This is a genomic window from Oerskovia sp. NPDC060287 (assembly GCF_042726775.1).
In the GTDB taxonomy this organism is placed as follows: domain Bacteria; phylum Actinomycetota; class Actinomycetes; order Actinomycetales; family Cellulomonadaceae; genus Oerskovia; species Oerskovia merdavium.
On record NZ_JBHXBO010000012.1, the window covers coordinates 19,290 to 38,167 of the forward strand.

At 71.7% G+C, this 18,878-nt stretch carries 20 protein-coding genes; 9 read left to right on the top strand and 11 right to left on the bottom strand.

All coding sequences use genetic code 11. The features are described 5' to 3' along the window. The first annotated feature begins 94 nt into the window (after positions 1 to 94). Both ACFWFR_RS02250 and ACFWFR_RS02255 read left to right on the top strand, forming a co-directional pair. Positions 95 to 661, top strand: coding sequence for an RNA polymerase sigma factor (locus ACFWFR_RS02250; protein WP_377620897.1), 567 nt, complete (start codon positions 95 to 97; stop codon positions 659 to 661). Continuing rightward, positions 658 to 1,116 (top strand): hypothetical protein, encoded by a 459-nt coding sequence (locus tag ACFWFR_RS02255; RefSeq protein ID WP_377620899.1) that lies wholly within the window; start codon positions 658 to 660, stop codon positions 1,114 to 1,116. The genes ACFWFR_RS02250 and ACFWFR_RS02255 overlap by 4 nt, the downstream gene beginning before the upstream one ends. Positions 1,117 to 1,136: 20 nt before the next feature. Here the strand turns inward: ACFWFR_RS02255 and ACFWFR_RS02260 are convergent, their stop codons facing one another. Both ACFWFR_RS02260 and ACFWFR_RS02265 read right to left on the bottom strand, forming a co-directional pair. Further along, positions 1,137 to 1,805, bottom strand: a complete 669-nt coding sequence (locus ACFWFR_RS02260) for a response regulator (protein ID WP_377620901.1) — start codon at positions 1,803 to 1,805, stop codon at positions 1,137 to 1,139. Next, positions 1,802 to 2,977 carry a sensor histidine kinase gene (locus ACFWFR_RS02265; RefSeq protein WP_377620903.1) on the bottom strand — a complete coding sequence of 392 codons (1,176 nt, stop codon included), beginning with the start codon at positions 2,975 to 2,977 and terminating at the stop codon, positions 1,802 to 1,804. The genes ACFWFR_RS02260 and ACFWFR_RS02265 overlap by 4 nt, the downstream gene beginning before the upstream one ends. 170 nt (positions 2,978 to 3,147) lie before the next feature. On the opposite strand from ACFWFR_RS02265, the gene ACFWFR_RS02270 reads away from it, so the two are divergent. Beyond that, positions 3,148 to 4,098, top strand: coding sequence for an alpha/beta fold hydrolase (locus ACFWFR_RS02270; protein ID WP_377620905.1), 951 nt, complete (start codon positions 3,148 to 3,150; stop codon positions 4,096 to 4,098). 69 nt (positions 4,099 to 4,167) lie between these two features. Here ACFWFR_RS02270 and ACFWFR_RS02275 read toward each other — a convergent pair whose 3' ends face one another. The 4 genes from ACFWFR_RS02275 to ACFWFR_RS02290 all read right to left on the bottom strand — a co-directional run bounded on the left by ACFWFR_RS02275 (position 4,168) and on the right by ACFWFR_RS02290 (position 8,593). Further along, positions 4,168 to 5,532: an MATE family efflux transporter gene (locus ACFWFR_RS02275; RefSeq protein ID WP_377620907.1), complete on the bottom strand. Its 1,365-nt coding sequence runs from the start codon at positions 5,530 to 5,532 to the stop codon at positions 4,168 to 4,170. Then, entirely contained in the window at positions 5,529 to 6,515 is a 987-nt protein-coding gene (locus ACFWFR_RS02280) for a phosphotransferase family protein (RefSeq protein WP_377620909.1), read from the bottom strand. Before ACFWFR_RS02280 ends, ACFWFR_RS02275 begins: the two co-directional genes overlap by 4 nt. Before the next feature lie 3 nt (positions 6,516 to 6,518). Beyond that, complete coding sequence (locus tag ACFWFR_RS02285) at positions 6,519 to 7,643, bottom strand: LacI family DNA-binding transcriptional regulator (protein ID WP_377620910.1); 1,125 nt, start codon at positions 7,641 to 7,643, stop codon at positions 6,519 to 6,521. A 323-nt stretch (positions 7,644 to 7,966) separates the two neighbouring features. After that, complete coding sequence (locus ACFWFR_RS02290) at positions 7,967 to 8,593, bottom strand: TetR family transcriptional regulator (RefSeq protein WP_377620912.1); 627 nt, start codon at positions 8,591 to 8,593, stop codon at positions 7,967 to 7,969. 148 nt (positions 8,594 to 8,741) lie between these two features. On the opposite strand from ACFWFR_RS02290, the gene ACFWFR_RS02295 reads away from it, so the two are divergent. Continuing rightward, positions 8,742 to 9,704, top strand: a complete 963-nt coding sequence (locus ACFWFR_RS02295) for an aldo/keto reductase (RefSeq protein ID WP_377620914.1) — start codon at positions 8,742 to 8,744, stop codon at positions 9,702 to 9,704. Positions 9,705 to 9,877: 173 nt separating this feature from the next. On the opposite strand, the gene ACFWFR_RS02300 is transcribed toward ACFWFR_RS02295, so the two are convergent. The 4 genes from ACFWFR_RS02300 to ACFWFR_RS02315 are packed head-to-tail and all read right to left on the bottom strand — an operon-like array spanning position 9,878 to position 11,322. Then, complete coding sequence (locus ACFWFR_RS02300) at positions 9,878 to 10,177, bottom strand: hypothetical protein (RefSeq protein ID WP_377617688.1); 300 nt, start codon at positions 10,175 to 10,177, stop codon at positions 9,878 to 9,880. Beyond that, entirely contained in the window at positions 10,174 to 10,635 is a 462-nt protein-coding gene (locus ACFWFR_RS02305; protein ID WP_377617690.1) for a hypothetical protein, read from the bottom strand. The genes ACFWFR_RS02300 and ACFWFR_RS02305 overlap by 4 nt, the downstream gene beginning before the upstream one ends. A 52-nt stretch (positions 10,636 to 10,687) precedes the next feature. Further along, positions 10,688 to 10,945: a lipopolysaccharide assembly protein LapA domain-containing protein gene (locus tag ACFWFR_RS02310; protein WP_191802311.1), complete on the bottom strand. Its 258-nt coding sequence runs from the start codon at positions 10,943 to 10,945 to the stop codon at positions 10,688 to 10,690. Continuing rightward, on the bottom strand, positions 10,942 to 11,322 hold the full coding sequence (locus ACFWFR_RS02315; protein ID WP_377620916.1) for a PLDc N-terminal domain-containing protein: 381 nt from the start codon (positions 11,320 to 11,322) through the stop codon (positions 10,942 to 10,944). The genes ACFWFR_RS02310 and ACFWFR_RS02315 overlap by 4 nt, the downstream gene beginning before the upstream one ends. Positions 11,323 to 11,498: 176 nt before the next feature. Here ACFWFR_RS02315 and ACFWFR_RS02320 point away from each other — a divergent pair, with 176 nt between their 5' ends. Next, entirely contained in the window at positions 11,499 to 12,173 is a 675-nt protein-coding gene (locus tag ACFWFR_RS02320; RefSeq protein ID WP_377620917.1) for a response regulator, read from the top strand. After that, on the top strand, positions 12,170 to 14,458 hold the full coding sequence (locus ACFWFR_RS02325) for an ATP-binding protein (RefSeq protein WP_377620919.1): 2,289 nt from the start codon (positions 12,170 to 12,172) through the stop codon (positions 14,456 to 14,458). The genes ACFWFR_RS02320 and ACFWFR_RS02325 overlap by 4 nt, the downstream gene beginning before the upstream one ends. A 76-nt stretch (positions 14,459 to 14,534) precedes the next feature. On the opposite strand, the gene ACFWFR_RS02330 is transcribed toward ACFWFR_RS02325, so the two are convergent. After that, positions 14,535 to 15,857 (bottom strand): DUF1254 domain-containing protein, encoded by a 1,323-nt coding sequence (locus ACFWFR_RS02330; RefSeq protein WP_377620921.1) that lies wholly within the window; start codon positions 15,855 to 15,857, stop codon positions 14,535 to 14,537. A 299-nt stretch (positions 15,858 to 16,156) separates the two neighbouring features. Between ACFWFR_RS02330 and arsB the strand changes: the two genes are divergently transcribed. From arsB to ACFWFR_RS02345, 3 genes are read left to right on the top strand one after another with little or no spacing between them, the layout of a single operon-like run. Next, positions 16,157 to 17,269: an ACR3 family arsenite efflux transporter gene (gene arsB, locus ACFWFR_RS02335; RefSeq protein ID WP_377620929.1), complete on the top strand. Its 1,113-nt coding sequence runs from the start codon at positions 16,157 to 16,159 to the stop codon at positions 17,267 to 17,269. Further along, entirely contained in the window at positions 17,266 to 18,276 is a 1,011-nt protein-coding gene (locus tag ACFWFR_RS02340; protein ID WP_377620923.1) for a metalloregulator ArsR/SmtB family transcription factor, read from the top strand. The genes arsB and ACFWFR_RS02340 overlap by 4 nt, the downstream gene beginning before the upstream one ends. Before the next feature lie 28 nt (positions 18,277 to 18,304). Next, positions 18,305 to 18,751, top strand: coding sequence for an arsenate reductase ArsC (locus tag ACFWFR_RS02345; protein WP_377620926.1), 447 nt, complete (start codon positions 18,305 to 18,307; stop codon positions 18,749 to 18,751). The last annotated feature ends 127 nt before the right edge of the window (positions 18,752 to 18,878 follow it).

The window sequence follows — 18,878 nt, forward strand, 5'->3', positions numbered from 1 at the left end:
CCTACGGGTCATACGTCACGCACTCAATAGTGTGATCTACGTCACACATGCCGTGCCGCTGGCGAGTCCGTCGGGGATCGATATCGTCGGACGGATGGAACCCCTCGACGAGGGTGGCGTCTCGGGGGCGGTCTCGGACCTGTCGCTCGCACGCCGGGCTGCCCTCCGCGATCGGGACGCGTTCTCCCAGCTCGTCGACCGGCACGGCCCCGCGCTCTACCGCTACGTCCTGCGGATGGTCCGCGACCCCGAGACGGCTGCCGACTGCCTCCAGGACACCCTGGTCGCCGCGTGGACCGGGTTCGCCGACTTCCGCGGCGAGTCCACCCCGCGCACCTGGCTCTTCGGGATCGCCACCCGTCAGGCCTATCGGCACCGGAGCCGCGCTGCGCTGCGGACCGAGCCCCTGCCCGACGATCTCGTCGAGACCACGTCGCACCGACCCGACCAGGACGCCGTGGACACCGCGCTCGTCGAGGCCCTCGACATCGCCCTGCTCGGTCTGCCACCGTTGCAGAGGTCGTGCTGGCTGCTGCGCGAGATCGAAGGGCTGCACTATGCCGAGATCGCGCTGATCCTCGGAACGACCCACGACGCCGTACGCGGGCTCCTCCACCGGGCCCGTTCCACGCTGGCCGAGACGATGGAGGGATGGCGATGAGCGACGACGCCGTCCTCGACCGCGCCACGCAGGCGCTACGGCGCCACACCGACCGAGGGTGGACCGTCGTGAGGGAGAACGCACTCCTCCGGGCCTTGTCCGCCTTCCGCCCCTCTGCTCCCGTCCGCGGTCGCACCGCGACCCCCGTCGGGGCGGCGGACTACTTCGTCGCGGCCGACATCGTGGTCGCGACGCTCCGCGAGAACGTCGCCGCGGTGCCGGGTGCCGCGCCGCTCACGATCACCTGCTCGACCGACGACGACGACCGGCTCGTGGCCGTCACGATCGAGATCGTCGCCGCGTTCGACGAGCCACTGCTCCCGCTCGCCGCCGCCGTCCGCCGCGCCGCGACCTCGTGCCTGCGGACCCTGCTCGGCGACCTCGCGCCCCTGGCCGGCGCTGTCGCCGTCCACGTCGCCATCACCGACGTCACGGACGACCCGCGAGAGCTCTAGACGCACGCCAGGAGACCACGTCACGGACGCGCCGTGACCAGTCCCGACTCGTAGGCCAGGATCACCAGGTGCGCCCGGTCACGGGCGTGCACCTTCGCCATGATCCGGTTGACGTGCGTCTTGGCGGTGTGCGCGGAGATCACGAGCTCGACCGCGATCTCCTGGTTCGTCAGCCCTCCGGCGACGAGCAGGAACACCTCGCGCTCGCGCTCGGTGAGGCGATCGAGCCCCTCGTCCGCCCACGCGCTCTCCTGCGGCGACTGTCGGCGCACGAAGCGCTGGATGAGCGCCCGCGTCGCCGCGGAGGACAGGAGCGACTCGCCCAGATGAACCGTGTGCACCGCACGCACGATGTCCTCGGGCTCGGCCCCCTTCCCGATGAAACCGCTCGCGCCCGCACGCAGGGCCGCGACGACGTACTCGTCCTCCTCGAAGGTCGTGAGGACGAGCACGCGCGTCGCGTCGCCCGCCGGTCCGGCGCAGATCTGCTCGGTCGCGGCGATCCCGTCGAGCTCGGGCATCCGGATGTCCATCAGGACGACGTCGGGAGCCAGTGCCGCGGCCGCGCGCACGGCCTCGCGACCGTTCGAAGCCTCGCCCACGACGTGGACACCGCCGCTGTCGGTCAGGATGTCGCGCACCGCCTGACGCACCAGCGGCTGGTCGTCGACCACGAGGACGGTGATCATCGCCCCTCCCCTGGTCCGGCGGGCACGGTCCTGTCGGCGGGCACGGTGACATCGAGCCGGAACTCCCCGTCCACGGTCGACGCCTCCACACGACCCCGCACTGACGCGACCCGTTCGCGCAGCCCACGCAGCCCGTGGCCGCTCCGGGGCGCGTCGGCACCACCCTGCCGCACCGGGTTGGTGACCTTCAGCGCGAGCGCACCGTCGCGTGTGCGGACGTCGACGACGGCCCGGTCACCGGCGCCGTGCTTGTGCGCGTTCGTGAGTCCCTCCTGGAGAGCGAGGTAGGCGACGTGATCACAGGCCGGCGAGAGGGCGACGAGGCCCCGCTCTCTCCGCAGCTCGACGTCGAGGCCCACGCCCGCGAAGCGTTCGACGAGCCCGTCGAGCTGCGCCAGCCCCGCCTGCGGGTGCAGGTCGCGGTGCTCGACGTCGTCCTGCGCGCGCAGCAGGGCCAAGAGGCCGCCGATGTCGGCGAGGACGGTCCGCGAGGCGCTGCGGATGGTGGTGAGGGCCTCGCGGGCCCGCTCGGGCCGGGACTCGAGCGACGACGACGCGACCCCCGCGCTCAGGCTGATCACCGAGATCTGGTGGGCGACGACGTCGTGCAGGTCACGGGCGATACGCACGCGCTCCTCGACCACACGCCGCCGCGCCTCCTCGTCCCTCCCCTGCTCGGCGCGTTCGGCCCGCTCCGTCACGGCCGCGAGCGCCTCGCGACGCGACCTGGTGGCGTCGCCCATGGCTCCGGCGAGGACGACGAGCGTCACGAACTGCGTCGCCCCGGGGTGGAAGAGCTCACCGCCGAGCGGGACGGCGCTCACGAGGAACACGACGAGGGCGGCCGCGCCCACGCACGCGAGCCCGACCGTGCGGTGTGTCCGGTTCGTGACCGCGAAGGCCGTGATCATGACGGCGACCAGTGCAGCCGGTGCGAGGGTGCCCGCGAGCGCGACGGCGACGACGCAGACGACGCTCACCGCCAGCGCGGTGATCGGCCGTCGTCGGCGCAGCGGCATCACCGCGACCGGGACGAGCGCGATCATCATCGGCAGGCCCCGCGTGCGGAAGTCCTCGTCGGGGAACGGCAGGACTCCGAAGAGCACGACGGTGGCGATCGCGACGACGTCGCCGACGGGGACCGCTGCTGCGGCGGAGCGAGGTGACGTCACTCCCCCAGTATCCCGGTCGGCCCGCCCCGGCGGATCGCCCCGCAAGGTGACGCGCGCGTACTGCGATCGCTGTATCGAGGTGACCGCGCAGGGCTGACGCGCGCGCTCTGCCGGCACACGATGCTGGACCGGAAGGCGGGGCACACCGTGTGCTGCGTAGAGAGGAACGCGTGAAGAAGCCTGTGAAGAGAGTGCTCGTGGCCGTGGCCGCGACCGGCGCAGTGGTCGCGGTGGCCCTGGCCACGACGACCGTCGTGAACGCCGTCGCGACCGCGCGCGAGAGCGACCGGATCGAGTCCTACGGCCAGACAGTGACGGTCGACGGGCGCCAGATGAACGTTCTCGTCACCGGGGCCGGCCCGGTCGACGTGGTCCTCCTGCCCGGGTTCGGGACACCTTCTCCCGTCCTCGACTTCGAGCCGCTGGTCACGGACCTGGCCCAGGACCACCGGGTCGTCGTCGTCGAACCCTTCGGCTACGGGCTGAGCGACGGCACCGACGTGGAGCGGACCACGGAGAACGTCGTGATCGAGGTGCACGAGGCGCTCCAGGCGCTCGACCTCGACCGCTACGTCCTCATGGGGCACTCGATCGCGGGCATCTACGGCATCGAGTACGCCGCACGCTACCCCGACGAGGTGATGGCGTTCGTCGGGGTCGACACGAGCGTCCCCGGGCAACCGCACACCGACACGGCGTTCCCGACGGGCCTCATGGCCGCGGCGAAGAACCTCGGCCTGGTCCGCGTCCTCACCGCGTTCGGGAGCGGCGGGCTCGACGGCTCCGTGTACTCCGACCACGCACGCGAGCAGATGACGATGTTCACCCACCGGAACTCGCTGCGCCCCACGTACCTCGACGAGATGTCGCACATCAGCACGAACTTCGAGCGTGCGCTCGGGACGACGTTCCCGGCGGACCTGCCGCTGCTGCTGTTCGTCGAGGCCGACAACGCGAACAACCCGGACTGGCTGGCGCTGCACGAGGAGCAGGCCGCGACCGTCGAGGACGGCACCGTGGTTCCTGTGCCCGGCGAGCACTACCTCCACCACACGCACGCGCCGCAGATCGCGGCCGGGTTCCGGGAGTGGGCGGCGGCCCGCGAGCTGACGACGGGCTGAGGCCGGGCACGTCAGGTCGTCCCGCCCTCACCGGAGGGCGGGACGATCGGAGCACCCGCCAGGGCGTCCCTAGGGAGCGCCGCGACGGTCTCGACGCTGGACGGCGAGGAGGACCAGGAGCGCGGCCAGGGCGGCCAGCACCTCGCCCGCGGCGAGCGCGATCCAGGTGCCGCTGGATCCGGTGGGTCCCAGGACGAGGACGAGGGGCACCTTGATCCCGACGAGCGTCCCGAGGGAGATCAGGTAGGACGGGCGAGCGCGTCCCAGCGCCTGGAAGTACCCCGAGACGAGCGGGGCGACCCCGGAGACCGCGAGGCCGACGGCGAGGACGCGAAGCGCCACGGACCCGGTGCGGACGACGTCGGGCTCGTCGACGAAGAAGGTCACGAGAGGTTCCGCCAGGACCGCGAGCGCGGTCGCGGCGAGCACGCTGTAGAGCGTCGTCGCCCGGAGCGCGAGAGTGCGTGCCCTCCTGACGCGGTCCACGAGCCGCGCCCCCGCGTTGTACCCCACGACGGGTTGAAGGCCCTGGCTGATGCCGGTCTGGGGCATGGTCGCGAAGGTCTGCAGCCGGGCGCAGACGGCGAACGCCGCGAGGACGGTCGCACCACCCGTTCGAACCAGCGAGAGGTTGACGAGCACGACGAGCAGCGTCGTGCCGAGACCCGCGAGGAACGAGGGCGCGCCGACGCCGAGGATCGCACCGAGGGTCGGTCCGTGCGGACGCAGGTCGGACCAGGTGATGCGATAGGGACGCCGGCGCTGGAGGAAGAAGAACCACAGGCTCATCGCTGCCGAGACCGCCTGGCCGCCGACCGTGCCGAGAGCGGCACCTCGCACGCCGAGGTCGAGCACGAAGATGAACAGGGGGTCGAGCGCGATCTGGACGGCGACCGGCACGAGCCAGAGCATCGTGGAGAAGAGCATGCGCCCCTCGGCGCGGACCAGGCTCGAGAAGCCCGTCGAGACCACCGCCCCCGCGAGGAGGACGAGCGCGTAGTCCCGTGCGTCGTCGATCGTCGGGCCCGTCGCCCCCAGCGCGGCCAGCAGCGGCTCGAGGAAGGCGATGCCGACGGCCGTGGTGGCGAGGGCCGCGGCCCAGAACATGACGAACGCGTTGCCGGCCGCGCGTGCCGCGCTCGCCGGGTCGCCGGCGCCGAGGCTCCGCGAGACGACGGAGGCCGCACCGACGCCGACCGTGGTGGCGACGGCGCCCAGGGCGAGCAGCAACGGGGCCACGAGGTTCACCGCGGCCATGGCCGTCGGGCCGACGCCGCGCGCGACGAACCAGGCGTTCGTCAGGGCGTAGATGCCGTAGACGCCGACGGAGAGAGTGGTCTGCGAGCACGTGTGCCACAGGAGGCGCCCGACGGGCCGGGTCCCCAGGAGGTCGGCCGGAGCAGGTGTGGCGTGCGAGGGTGCGGTCGCCGTCACGTCGTCCGGCCGAGGAGCCCCATGGCGATGTCGAGCTGTTCGCACGCCCAGCGGTACTGCTCAGGACTCTGCTGCCGGTAGGTCGTCTCGACGAGCATGGTCACGGCGAGCCACAGCGTGTACAGGTGGCGCCTGGTCCGCTGGGAGTGGTCGAGCTCGACGAGGCCGAACCCTCGCATGAAGGGCTCCGGGTCGGGGAACGCGGGCAGGTCGAGGCCGGTCAGTCCCGCCTCCATGAGAGGGTCGCCGAACATCGCGCGCTCGTGGTCGATGATCGCCACGATGCGCCCGTCCCGCATCATCGAGTTCTTGGCCCACAGGTCGACCTCGACGAGGCGCGGTCCGGTCACGTCGTCGAGCACGTCGGCACGATCCTCGAACGCCTTGAGCACGACCTCCGGATCCCACCCGAGGTCGACCGCTGCGCGCACCCCGTCGGCCAGGACGGTACGGAACATCGTCGTGGCCGCCTCGCGCCACGTGCCGAAGCCTGGACCGCGGACCGGGCCGAAGTGCGTCCCGACGATCGCGTTCAGGTCGCGGTTCAAGGACCCGAGATGCTCGAACCCGGCGTCCACGACGTGGGCGGGGAGCTGCCCTGCGTCGGCGGCGATGCCGAAGCACGTGGCGTCGACGTGCTCCATGAAGAAGTAGTCGGCGTCGCACACCTCTCGTGACAGGTCGGCGTGGAGAACCTCGGGGACCGGCACGGCGGACGCGCGCCGGACCAGGTCCATCGCGGCGATCTCGTTGCGCATCATGTCGTGCTCGTGGGTCAGGACCGGGACACCGGCCGGAGGCGCGATCTTCAGGACGACCTCCTTGCCGTCGGCCAGTCGGATCCGGTACAGGGCGTTGAAGAACCCGTAGGTGAGCTCGGTGGCGAAGCCCTCGCCGTCGGGCACCTGCTGCGGTCCGAACGCCCGCTCGATCATCGTCCGCAGCGTCTCGGGCGACTGCCGGTTCTTGGTGACGCTCTCCATGGTTCAGCCTTCGTTCTCGACGGACGGGGCGGGCGGATGCGTGCCGCAGCTCGCCCTCAGATGGACGGTCACGGACGACGTGGTGACCGTGGGACGACGGCGCGGCGCACCGATCCGGGTCGTCAGCCGCTCGACGGCGAGCCGCCCGAGCTCTGCGGTCGGCTGCTCGACCGTCGTGATCGGCGGGACCGACGTCCTCGCCGCGTCGATGCCGTCGAAGCCTGTGAGCACGACGTCCTCGGGCACGCGCACGCCCTGCGCGACGAGCACGTCGAGCAGGCCGAGCGCCGTCTCGTCGTTGCAGCACACCAGTGCCCGCGGGAGCGGCCCGGGGCCGTCGAGGAGCTCGGCCGCCAGCTCGCGGGCGCGTCGGCGCGAGAAGTCTCCGCGCGACCGCGGCTCGGCAGGCGGGTCGATGCCCTGCCCCGCCAAGGCCTCGCGGAAGCCGCGGAACCGCTCGGCGTCGTCGGGGGTACCGGCTCGCCCTGCCACGTAGGCGAGGTCGCGGATCCCGTGGTCCACGACGAGGTGCTCCACGAGCCGGGTCATGCCCGCGGCGTTGTCGACCGTCACGTGGTCGTAACGGTCGGTGACCATCGGGCCCGCGAGCACGACGAGCGGGACGCGTCGGGCGACGTGATCGAGCAGGTCGTCCGGGAGGGACTGGGCCACCACGACGAGCCCGTCGACACGACCCGCCATGGCCAGGACGCGGGCCTCGAGATCGGGCTCGCGCGCCGTCGCGACGGTGAGGGCCAGGCCCGCTTCCCAGGCCGCGTACTCGGCTCCGCGCAGCACCTCACCGAAGTACAGGCCTCCCCACCCGATCTCACCGGCCGGCCGCGGGTCCAGGAGCACGCGCACCCCGGAGCCGTCGTGCGCACGACCGGCCAGGTCGTCGGGCTTCCCCGTGTCGGGCAGGCACAGCCCGATCATCCCGCTCTGCCGGGAAGCGAGCCCTCGTGCAGCGGCCGACGGCACGTAGCCGAGGTCGTCGATCGCCTCGAGCACCGCGAGCCGCGCGCCGTCGCTCACGAACCCCTTGCGGTTGACGACCCTCGACACCGTCGTCGTCGAGACCTCCGCGCTCCGTGCGACGTCCTGGATCGTCGCGACACGTGACTTCATCGTTCACCCCTCTCGTGCGCCCAGTGGATCATGGAAGCGCAACCACACCGCGCGGTGCGGTCGGCTCACCACTACTGGAGGCCGCGACAGCGCGTCGGGGACCCGACGGCGGCGGGGACTTTCGCGCGTCGCACCGGGCAACCCGGTCGCGGCACGGGGGCGGCGTCGGACGCGTCTGGACACACCTCGAACGCCGCACGGGCGGACGGTCGCCGCCGTGCAAGGACTGGGCAGAGCTCCCTAGCGCACGGCGGTCTGGTCGAGCCTGGCGGCGAAGGCGCCACGAACCCGGCCTCCCGAGCGGACCAGGTCCACCGCACGGGCTATGGACGCGGAGCGGCCGCCGGGAAGAGGCGCTCGACGGCGCGCACCACGGCGGCCCGCCGCGCTGCGACCGAGCGGTCGTCCGAGTGCTCGCTGGCGGCAGCCGCTATCTCGGGCTGCGCCGACCATGTCGTCGCGATCTGGTTGACCAGGGCAAGGACGTCGAACGGGTCCCAGGTGGGATCGAGCGCCCCGTCGCGCTGCGCCTGACGGAGCTGCTCGACCTTGCCGGCGATCGCGTCCTGACTCGTCCCGTCGCCCGCCGTCAGCTCGAGGCGCCCCCAGCTGATCAGCCGGTAGTGATCGGGGCGGCTGGTGAAGTAGTCGAACAGCCGCCCGGCATAGCCCGGCAGGTCGCGCGCATCGATGTGGGTGGCCTGGGCGATGACGCCGAGCTCGCGGGCCGCGGTCTGGGCGTAGAGCGCTTCCTTGCCTCGGAAGTGCGCGTAGACGCGCTCCTTGCTCGTGCGGGCCTGCTTGGCGATGCGGTCGACCCGGGCGCCGGCGATCCCGTAGCGCGCGAACTCGTCCATGGCCGCAGCCACCACTCGTTCACGCGTCCCGTCAACCCCGCCGACGGCACCCTCGGACGATGCGGGGAGGTTGGGTGCGTGATGGTCGGCCATGCGTCCAAAGTACAACCAAACCGTTCGGTTTGACTCTCGACCTCCTCGGCCTAGAGTGGAACCGAACCGTTCGGTTCGGCCGATCGGCCGGCCGCCGCACCGCCCGTCGTCGAACGAGCGTCGGAGCGAGCAGAAGAGAGGCGCCCTCATGCAGAACCGCACCCTGGGCCAGCAAGGCCTGGAGACGTCCGCGCTGGGATTCGGGGCGATGGGCATCTCCATCGCCTACGGCCCCGGCGACCAGCAGGAAGGCATCGCCACGATCCAGAGAGCTCACGACCTGGGTGTGACGTTCTTCGACACCGCTGAGCTCTACGGCTGGGGCGAGAACGAGAAGATCGTGGGCCGCGCCGTCAAGAGCTTCCGGGACGAGGTCGTCATCGCGACCAAGTTCGGGTTCACGCGCGACCACGGCCAGGACTCCCGGCCGGAACACATCCGTGAGGTCGTCCAGAACAGCCTGCGCTACCTCGGCGTCGATCACATCGACGTCCTCTATCAGCACCGGGTCGACCCGGCCGTCCCGATCGAGGACGTCGCCGGCACCGTCAAGGAGCTCATCGACGCGGGCGTGGTGAAGTACTTCGGCCTCAGCGAGGCCGGCGAGACCACGATCCGCCGCGCGCACGCCGTGCAGCCGGTCTCGGCCCTGCAGACCGAGTACTCGTTGTTCGAGCGCGACGTCGAGTCCTTGTTCCCCACCCTGTCCGAGCTCGGGATCGGCTTCGTGCCTTACTCCCCCCTCGGCCGCGGGTTCCTCACCGGCACCGCCAAGCCCGCCGACCAGTACGACAAGACCGACATGCGCCGCACCGACCCGCGCTGGCAGCCGGGGAACTTCGAGAAGAACCTCGAGGCAACCCGCCACCTGACCGCTCTCGCAGAGTCCAAGGAGGCCACGGTCGCCCAGCTGGCACTCGCCTGGCTGCTCGCACAGGGCGACCACGTCGTGCCGATCCCCGGCACACGGAGCCCGGAGCGCGTGGCCGAGAACATCGCCGCGGCCGACCTGACGCTCACCGCCGAGGACCTCCGCCGCATCGCCGAGATCCTGCCTACCGGTGGCTTCGGCGCCCGCTATGCCGGTGGAAACGTCCCTACCTGGGAATAGGGAGACCCGTCGGGCCGGAGCCGCACGTCCTCGTCTCGTCCCGCGCTGGCTGGACGGCACAGCCGGACCCACCCCGGCATCGGCGCCACCCGCTCGGGGTCGATGTCGCGCCCGGGCGAAGGACCGGCCACAGCGCGCAACCTGTGCACGCGGCGGCCGGTCCTTCGCCGGGATCAACCCAGCACCCGGACCTTCTGGGTCGCCAGCTCGGCATCGGTGAGCACCCCGGCGTCGCGGAGCTCGACGAGCTGCTGGAGGAGCTGGATCCGGCGCTCGACGTCCGGGATGGCGTCGAGCACGGGTGTCAGCGCCGAGCTGCCGGCCGGGTTCGATCCGGCTGCCGGACGAGCTGCCGCCACCCCCGCGCTCGCGCCCTGGTCCTCGGCGGCCCATCGCGCTCGCTGGCGTTGCTGGACCCGCCCGTGGACCGAGCTCGCGACCGCGACCTTGCTCGCTGTCCGGAAGAGGCTCATGTGCCGCTCCTCACGGGCTCGCTCTGGTCGAGCGCCAGCTCGAGGTCGCTGGGCAGGAGGGCGAAGGAGTGGACGGCCTCGACTCCGTGGCTCGCGAACCTGTCGACGACGTCGCGCATGACCAAGGACTCGTAGACCACGACGATGCCGACGGACCCGAGTGCGAGCCGGTCCGCGACGACCCGGAGGTCTTCGTCGTCGAGCAGGTCCGACGAGGACCCGACCAGCTCGATGACGGGTGGCGCAAGCCTCCAGAACCAGTCGGCGTCGTCGACCTTTCGCAGGCCGGTCCGGGTGTGCTCGACGACCTCGATGTCGAGCAGGCGGACCGCTCGCGAGTCGACCAGGTGCAGGAGCTCGACGACGCCCGGGCCGACGTTCGCGCCCGGTGGCACTTCGAGGAGGAGGCACGAGACGGGACCCCAGACCTCATCTGACGCTTCGTTCTGGTCGCGCATGACACTTCCTTGGTCGGTGGACGGATTCCCGTGCTCCACGCACCCCGTCGGGCTACCGGCGGCCACGAGCGGCCGCCTTGTGCTTGGACCTGACGCGCAGGCCGCCGGCGAGCAACCCGACGACCAGGACGATCGCGAGCACGACCCACAGCGGCGCGAAGAAGGTGGCCCACAGCAGGCTGAACGAGACCTCCTGCTGGTTCTGCGCGACGAAGACCACGGTCAGTGCGACCAGGACGATGCTCAGCCAGCGCTTGGCCAGGAAGGTCGTCCAGCGTCCCGTGCTCGCCTGCGGTGCCTGGTTCGTCATGCCGCGGCCAGGGCCGCTGCCTTGAGGCGGTCGAACTCGTCGGAGGTGATCGCACCGGAGTCCAGCAGCGCCTTGGCGGCTGCGACGTCCTGGGCCGGAGACGTCGCGGCCACCTGACGGATGTAGTCGTCGGTGCGCTGGCGCGCGGCGTCGGCGGCGGCGTTCTGGCGCTGTGCCATGCCACGGCCGCGGGCGATCACGTAGACGAGGGCCGTCAGGACCGGGACGAGCACGAGGAACAGGATCCAGGCCGCCTTGGCGACACCGCCGAGCCCCCGGTCACGGAAGAGGTCGGAGAGGACGTGGAACAGGATCACGAGGTAGGCCATGAAGAAGAAGATCTCCACGACGAGGAGGGCGGACTGCCAGAAGGTCATCGAGGTTCCGTTCGGTCGAGAGGGGTTTCCTAGGGAACGTAGCCCCGGGCGAGCGTTCGATCCCGGGGTATCCCCCAGTTGTGGGGGTGGGTGAAGAGGTGCTCGGCGGGTCCGGCCGTGACGGGGCACGGGGCTACGATCGACGCGACCACGACCCGGCTGCGAGGACGGCACCGATGAACCGCACGCCCCACGCCCCGTCGCCCGATCCAGGTCCTCGGCGTCGCGTCGGGATCGTCGACGACCACGCAGCGGTCGGGCTGGGAGTCGAAGCCATCCTTGATCAGCACGACGACCTCGCCCTGGTCGCGCGCGCGGCGACGGTCAGCGAGCTCGTCGACGCCGCGCAGGACCTGGACCTCGTCCTTCTCGATCTCCGGCTGGCGGACCGCACGACCCCCGCGCAGAACCTGGAACGGCTTCGCCGGCTCGGGGTGACCGTCGTGGCGTACACCTCCGGTGACGACCCGGCCTTGGTCCGGCAGGCAGCAAGGTCCGGGGTGGCCGGGATGATCCGCAAGTCAGAGTCGCCTGCGACGCTGGTCGACGCGCTCCGGGCCGCGGCGCGAGGAGAGATCGTGGCCAGCGTCGACTGGGCAGCGGCGATCGACGCCGACGCAGCCGTGCAGGACGCGGGCCTGACCGCTCGCGAGAGCCAGGTGCTCGAGCTGTACGCCTCAGGCGAGAAGGCGGACCGCGTCGCTCGGATGCTCGGGATCACCCGAGAGACCGTGCTGGACCACGTCCGACGGATCCGGACCAAGTACGCGGCCGTCGATCGGCAGGCCCACACCAAGGTCGACCTCTACCGCCGCGCGGTCGAGGACGGGATGCTGGCGCCACCTCGGTGACCGGCCTCGCAGCACCTCGGGTCGCGGGGCCCCCCTCGTCGATCACCGCCGATCGTCGTGTCGGCCTGCTCATCGCGCTCGGCGGCTCCGCGCTCGTCCTGATCACCGTCCCGGCCGCGATCGAGCGGTGGGGGGACGCTGCCGGGTGGTGGAACGTCGCCGCAGTCGTCCTGGCGGCGCTGATCCTGGTGCTCGTCGCGCTCGCCAGAACGGTCCCGGCGCGCGCGCTGCGCGCGTTCTGGGCGACGATCCCTGCACTGAGCCTCGCCCTCGCACTGACATGGCCTCTCGCGGAGACATCCGGCGCGTCCTCCGTCCCGTGGGTGTGGGAGCTCGAGCCGGTGGCGGTCTCGCTCCTCGTCCTGCTCGTGCGCTGGCAGTGGGCCCTCGTGCTGTCCCAGGCCTTCGCCCTGGCCGTTCCTGTCGCGATCTGGGCGGTCCAGGGTTCCGTGCCTCAGGACGTCGTCCTCCAGACGCCGATCCACCTGGGCAACATGGCGTTCGTCGCCGTCTTCGTCGCGCTCCGCCGCCAGCTCCAGCAGCTCGCCCGCTCGGAGCGCGATGCGGAGCGGCGTGAGCACGGGCGCCTCGAGGCCGAGGCCGCAGCGGCCGAGCAGCAACGCTTCGTCAGCATCGTCCACGACGAGATCCTCTCGACTCTCGTGTTCGCCGGCCGAGCGGCCGAGGGGGTCGGCTCCACGCTCGTCGCCCCGGCGCGACGCGCGCTGGGGTTCCTGGGCGCGGGGGGCGGCGACCCGGTCGGCCAGGTCGACTCGATCGTGACGCTCGTCCAGGCCCGTGTCGCACAGGTCCACCCCACGGCCCGGGTGACGAGCCGGTGCGAGGCGGTCACGGTGCCGCCCCCTGTCGTGGATGCTGTCGTGTCGGCCATGGCTGAAGCGCTGCGCAACAGCCTGATCCATGCCGGGAGCGGCACCCAGGAGAAGGTCAGCGTCCACGTGACCCTCGTGTCGGACTCTTCCGGGCTGACCGTGGACGTCATCGACGACGGCGTCGGGTTCGACACTCACCGGACAGGGACGGACTCCGTCGGCATCAGGACGAGCATCGTCGGCCGCATGACCGCGGTCCCCGGCGGGGACGCCGTCATCACCTCTGAGCGCGGGCGCGGCACGTGCGTGACGCTCTCCTGGAACCGCCACCTGAGCGAAGCCCTCACCCCGACCGGCCGCGCCGACGGCGGGCAGGCGCTCCCGGACGAGCGGGGCACCGGAAACCTGTCGACCGGTCGTACGCCGTGGCCCGACCTGGTGCCCTCCGGGCTCGGCACCAGGGGCGCGCGGCTCGCGCTCGCCTACGTGTGGTGCACGGTGGCGGCGCACGTGCTCCTGGGCCGGGAGGACTCCCCTGGCCCGCTCGCGCTCGCGGTCGCACTCCTCGCGCTGTTCTCCTCCCTGCTCGCACTGACGTCGCGCGGGCCCGACCACCTCTCGTCGCGCAGGGCGGCTCTCGCGCTGCTTGCTCCGCTCGCAGCGGTGATCGTCCTGACCCTGGCAGCCGACTCGTCGGGGGTCTGGACCGCGCTGGTGTACCTGGCGGGCTACCAGGTGGGGCTGGCGGCCGTGCGGGGACGGGTCCGCGGCGCGTGCGGCGCGGGCTCCGCCTTGCTCCTCGTCCTGACCGCGTGGGCCGTGGGGCAACGGCTGGACGCGCCCGAGGTGCTCGAGCTCCTGCTCAAACCGACGGCCGCGATCATCGTCGGCACGATGTGGCGACGCATGCTCGTCGGGCTCGTCGCATCGGTCACGGCGCACCGGGCCGCCGGAGCACGGGCGACCTCGCAGGCGAACGCCATGAACGCTGCCGTCGAGGCCGGGAGGCAACGGCTCGAGGAGGTCGCAGAGATCGTCGGGCCCACCCTCCAGGTTCTCGCGCGCGGGCGAAGCCTCACCGACGTCCAGCGCGCCGACGCGACACTGATCGAGGCCGGGCTGCGGGACCGGCTCCGAGCTCCTGGCCTCGCCACGGCCGACATGGTGGAGGCGTGCGCACAGGCGCGCTCCAGAGGCGTCGACGTGCGTCTGCTCGACGACCGAGGGCGGCCCCTGGTCGACCCCACGACCGTTGCGGAGGCGGCCGGTCACGTCCGGGGTGCGCTCGCGGGTCAGGTCACCGTGCGTGCACTACCTCCGGGCCGACGTGCCGAGCTGACCGTGGTGCTCGACGACGGCCGGCAGGTCGTGCGGCACGAGCTTCGTGGCACGCGAGATCACACCACGCAGACCGGTGCTGCCGAAGGACGTCGGCATCGTCGAGGACGTTGAGGACGGCCCGACCGGCCGACTCTCCGACGTCCGCAGACGCGGTCTCTGCGGCGTCAGAGAGCCAGCACGCGCGCGGTCAGACCTGGGTGATGGGCGGGAAGCCGTAGGTGCCGTCGAGGACGGCTTGCCCTGGGATGTAGAGGCGCAGGACCAGGCGGAACGCCGCGTCGGGGGCTGGGAGCCAGTTCGCGCGAGCGAGCGGGTCCGTGGGTTCGGCACGGGAGATGGTCACGGTCAAGGTGCCGTCGCCGGCGCGCCGCGTGCCAGGCGTGCGGTCGCCGATCGAGTACCGGTCGATCGGGTTGTCGACCAGGAAGTACCGGGGGACGTCGTAGAGGGTGATCGACCAGAACGCCCCGACGGGCGGCTCGGTGTCGAAGTGCACCTCGTAGGTCGACTCGCCGCGCAGAGGTGCGCCGTCGACGTCGGTGAAGGCTTGGGCGTACACGGCCTCATAGGCGTGGTTGCCCCACAGGCCCAGGCGCGCCGCCACGGCTCGATCGAGGAATCTCTCGGCCGGGTCGGCGATCTTCCACCCGGGCGCGTCGATCGTGCCCAGCCCGAGCGCGGCGACGTTGTAGTCGAACATGTGCAGTCCGACGGTCCACCCGTTGTTGACGGGCGCGGAACCGTGGTGCGAGGCGTGCTCCACCAGGTCTCGCCCGGCCAGATACTGCTCGGCGAGCTCGCCGTCGGGGTCCTGGATCGCTGCGGTCCCGGCGAGCCCGAGCGGGGCGAACCGTGTCGCGTACCCGACGTCGGCCGGTGAGGGCGGAAGCTCCTGGGACAGCCGCCGCAGGTCCTCGAAGAAGTCAAGGCCCTCCTCCCCGGACGCCGCCCTGTCGGGCAGGCCGGCAGGCTTCGCGGTGAGGTCGAGAGGCCGGAGCAGGAACTGGTCCTGGACGGAGTTCGCCGCGCCGACGTCGTCCGGTCCTGCGCACGCGATCCGCCCGACGATGCTCACGATCCGGGTCGACGCCTGCACCACGAGGGCGTCAGCGGGCAGGTCGCCCGACCAGCCGGGCGGGACGACGACGAACCGGCCCGCCTCGTTGCCGGTGGCCCGCGTCCCGACGTACGCGATGTTGTTCGTCCAGGCGTCGACGAACTGGAGCACGTAATAGCGCTCCCCGGTCGCCGGCACGTCCAGCACGAGCGGACCGACGGACAGGTCCAGCTGTGCCATCGAGTACAGGGTGTCGTTGTTGATCGTCACGAACGTGTCTGCGGGGCCCGCGAGGTGCCGTGCGTGCGAGAACGTGTTGAACGCCGCCGCCGGGTTCGCACCGACCCCCTCGTTCACGTAGCGCCGCACCTGATCGACGTTGAAGACCAACGGATACCCGTACACGTACGCGTCCTTGGCTAACCCAGCCCGGTCCGTCAGCTCCGTCGCCATGCCCCACGCCCTCCCTCGATCACCGGCGTCCAGGTGGAGCGCCCACCCCATGCTCCACGGTCCGCTGCCTTCCGCAACTCGGCTCAGGTCCGACGTCGGCAGAGCGATGTCGCCTTGTCTCCCTATATCGAAATGTGTCAACATAGACGCATGTCGATGCACCGTCCTGGCCGACCCTGCCCTCTCATGCCCGACCGTGACCGCCACCTCCTGGGGCGAGCCATGACGTCGATCGTGGGCAGGCGCCCTCCGTGGGTGCTGGTCGCCGAGATCGAGGAGGCCCTGGCGTGAGCCGCACCGTGGCACCAGCCACCACCCCCGTGATCGCCCAGGGCCCAGGGCGCCTGTCGACGCTCGACCGGTGGCTGCCGGTGTGGATCGGGCTCGCGATGGTCGCCGGACTGCTGCTGGGCCGGTTCGTCCCGGCCCTGTCGGACGTGCTGGCCTCGATGGAGGTCGGGGGGATCTCGGTGCCCATCGCGATCGGCCTGCTCGTGATGATGTACCCGGTCCTGGCCAAGGTCCGCTACGACAAGGTCGCCTCGGTCACCGGGGACAAGAAGCTCCTGGTCTCCTCCTTGGTGCTGAACTGGCTCGTGGGGCCGGCGCTGATGTTCGCGCTGGCGTGGATCTTCCTGCCCGACCTGCCCGAGTTTCGCACCGGATTGATCATCGTGGGCCTGGCCCGCTGCATCGCGATGGTCGTCATCTGGAACGACCTGGCCTGCGGGGACCGGGAGGCCGCGGCGGTCCTGATCGCGATCAACTCCGTCTTCCAGGTCCTCGCGTTCTCGCTCCTGGGCTACTTCTACCTCACGATCCTGCCCGGATGGCTCGGCCTGGACACCGCCGGCCTCGACATCTCCATGGGACAGATCGCGCTCAACGTCCTGGTCTTCCTCGGGATCCCGCTCGTGGCCGGGTTCGCCTCGCGCCTGGTCGGGGAACGCACCAAGGGCCGGACCTGGTACGAGGACAAGTTCCTGCCCGTGATCGGCCCCTGGGCCCTGTACGGGCTGCTGTTCACGATCGTGCTGCTCTTCGCGCTGCAGGGCGAGGCCGTGACCTCCGACCCGCTCGACGTGGCCCGCATCGCTCTGCCGCTGCTGGTGTACTTCGCCGTGATGTGGGGCGTGGGCATCGTCACCGGGAAGACTCTGGGCCTGGGGTACGCCAAGTCCACGACCCTGGCCTTCACCGCGGCCGGCAACAACTTCGAGCTCGCGATCGCCGTGGCCATCGCGACGTTCGGCGCAGCCTCGGGCCAGGCCTTGGCCGGTGTCGTCGGGCCGCTCATCGAGGTCCCGGTCCTGGTGGGCCTGGTCTACGTCTCCTTGTGGATCGCCCGTCGCTGGTTCGCCGTCGACCCCTACGCCACCCAGGTGGCCGAACCCGGGAAGGTGACCCCATGACCACCACTCCCCCGCCTCTGACGGTGCGCGACGCGGACTGCGGACCGCAGATCGAGTCCCACGCCATCGGCGCCGGCATCGCCACCGTCGTCGCGACCGCGCTCAAGGCCCTGGCCGAACCGCTGCGGCTGCGCATGCTGTCCTTCATCGCCACCGCCCCGGCCGGCGAGGCCTGCGTGTGCGACCTGGCCGCCCTGACCGACGTGTCCCAGCCGACCGTCTCGCACCACCTCAAGGTGCTGCGCGACGTCGGGGTCCTCGCCTCCGAGCGGCGCGGCACCTGGGTCTGGTACCGCATCACCCCCGGCTACAAGGCGGCCGTGACCACCCTGCTGGACTCCTTCGCCCCGGCAGCCCTCGAGGCATCGGTCACCCAGGAGGTGCTGCGCGGGCTCGAGGACGTCGACCCGGCCCTGGACCACCTGGCCACCGAGCTCGCGACCACGTTCCCCGGCGTGCGCTTCGACGTCGTCCAGCGGGTCGTGCGCGAGTCCTACACCGACCTGGCACGCTCGGCGAAGGTCTCCGCCCACCTGGTCACCCTCACCGAACGCTTCGCCCGCCAACGCCTGACCGACATCACCCGCGACCCGACGAGCGGCCCCCAGGTGCTGTTCGTGTGCGTCGCGAACGCCGGCCGCTCCCAGCTCGCCGCGGCACTGGTACGCCGCTACGCGGGCGACCGTGTCACGGTCCGCTCGGCAGGCTCCACCCCCGCTGCCGAGATCCACGCCGGGGTCCGCGAAGCCCTCGACGACCTGGGCACCGCCCAGGACGCGTTCCCCAAGCCGTTGACCGACGACGCCGTCCGCGCGGCCGACGTCGTGATCACCATGGGCTGCGGCGACGTGTGCCCGGTCCTTCCCGGCAAGCACTACGAGGACTGGCTCGTCGGAGACCCCGCCCTGGCCTCCCCCGCGGGTGTCGCCGCGATCCGCGACGAGCTCGACACCCGGGTCCGTGCCCTGCTCGCCGACCTCTTGCCCGACCTCACCCTGCCCACCTGACCCGCACGCACCAGCCTGGAGAGACCTCATGAACGCCCAGCACGCCCCCACCGAGAAGCCGTCCGCCCTGTTCGTCTGCGTCCACAACGCGGGCCGCTCCCAGATGGCCGCCGGGTTCCTGCGCGCCCTGTCCGGTGGCGCCGTCGAGGTCCGCTCCGCCGGGTCCATGCCCGCCGACCAGATCAACCCGGTCGCGGTCGAGGCCATGCTCGAAGCCGGGATCGACATCCGCACCGAGACCCCCAAGGTCCTGACCACCGAGGCCGTCCAGGCCTCCGACGTCGTGATCACCATGGGCTGCGGCGACGTGTGCCCCGTCTTCCCCGGCAAGCGCTACGAGGACTGGCAGCTCGAGGACCCCGCCGGGCAGGGCATCGAGTCCGTGCGCCCCATCCGCGACGAGATCCGCACCCGCGTCCTGACCCTGCTCACCGAGCTCGGCGTCGACGCCGTCGAGGTCCCTGCCACCGCCTGACCCCGGACGCGACGAAGGGCCGGACACGTGCGCGGGCCGGCCCGGGGCGGGGAGGGGAAGCCCCCCCCCCCCCGGGGGGGGGGGCGGGGGCCCCGCCCCCCCCAAAACACACGCGCGCGCCGGCGGC

Coding starts and splice junctions, on each gene's coding strand:
- ACFWFR_RS02250 (WP_377620897.1), top strand. CDS start 95: ATGGAACCCCTCGACGAGGGTGGCGTCTCGGGGGCGGTCTCGGACCTG.
- ACFWFR_RS02255 (WP_377620899.1), top strand. CDS start 658: ATGAGCGACGACGCCGTCCTCGACCGCGCCACGCAGGCGCTACGGCGC.
- ACFWFR_RS02260 (WP_377620901.1), bottom strand. CDS start 1,805: ATGATCACCGTCCTCGTGGTCGACGACCAGCCGCTGGTGCGTCAGGCG.
- ACFWFR_RS02280 (WP_377620909.1), bottom strand. CDS start 6,515: ATGGAGAGCGTCACCAAGAACCGGCAGTCGCCCGAGACGCTGCGGACG.
- ACFWFR_RS02285 (WP_377620910.1), bottom strand. CDS start 7,643: ATGAAGTCACGTGTCGCGACGATCCAGGACGTCGCACGGAGCGCGGAG.
- ACFWFR_RS02290 (WP_377620912.1), bottom strand. CDS start 8,593: ATGGCCGACCATCACGCACCCAACCTCCCCGCATCGTCCGAGGGTGCC.
- ACFWFR_RS02295 (WP_377620914.1), top strand. CDS start 8,742: ATGCAGAACCGCACCCTGGGCCAGCAAGGCCTGGAGACGTCCGCGCTG.
- ACFWFR_RS02300 (WP_377617688.1), bottom strand. CDS start 10,177: ATGAGCCTCTTCCGGACAGCGAGCAAGGTCGCGGTCGCGAGCTCGGTC.
- ACFWFR_RS02305 (WP_377617690.1), bottom strand. CDS start 10,635: ATGCGCGACCAGAACGAAGCGTCAGATGAGGTCTGGGGTCCCGTCTCG.
- ACFWFR_RS02310 (WP_191802311.1), bottom strand. CDS start 10,945: ATGACGAACCAGGCACCGCAGGCGAGCACGGGACGCTGGACGACCTTC.
- ACFWFR_RS02315 (WP_377620916.1), bottom strand. CDS start 11,322: ATGACCTTCTGGCAGTCCGCCCTCCTCGTCGTGGAGATCTTCTTCTTC.
- ACFWFR_RS02320 (WP_377620917.1), top strand. CDS start 11,499: ATGAACCGCACGCCCCACGCCCCGTCGCCCGATCCAGGTCCTCGGCGT.
- ACFWFR_RS02330 (WP_377620921.1), bottom strand. CDS start 15,857: ATGGCGACGGAGCTGACGGACCGGGCTGGGTTAGCCAAGGACGCGTAC.
- ACFWFR_RS02340 (WP_377620923.1), top strand. CDS start 17,266: ATGACCACCACTCCCCCGCCTCTGACGGTGCGCGACGCGGACTGCGGA.
- ACFWFR_RS02345 (WP_377620926.1), top strand. CDS start 18,305: ATGAACGCCCAGCACGCCCCCACCGAGAAGCCGTCCGCCCTGTTCGTC.